Annotated in this window: 1 protein-coding gene; it reads left to right on the forward strand. The window is 36.5% G+C overall.

Translation table 11 applies throughout. From position 1 onward, the window contains the following. Positions 1 to 103: 103 nt before the first annotated feature. On the forward strand, positions 104 to 233 hold a 130-nt coding region (locus SB717_RS39800; RefSeq protein WP_410908869.1), incomplete at its 3' end, for an SAV0927 family protein.

Here is a 233-nt window from a genome sequence, read left to right on the forward strand (position 1 = left end):
GTAATGCGTTACAAAACAAGAACAGTACGATTCATTAAAACGCATCACCATTTAGATCATAAACCACACTTAAACTTAGATATTTAATAAAGGAGCCATGTGTATGGAAGAACGTTTCTTTCTGTACGACGACACTGTCGCTACAAAAACTCGTTTCGTTAGCTTTATGGGAGAAAATGAGCGTCATGATTTAGCGCTTTTATACTCCGATCGTCATTACGGTAAAACAATTG

The organism is Priestia sp. SIMBA_032 (assembly GCF_046535215.1).
GTDB classification, from domain to species: domain Bacteria; phylum Bacillota; class Bacilli; order Bacillales; family Bacillaceae_H; genus Priestia; species Priestia aryabhattai.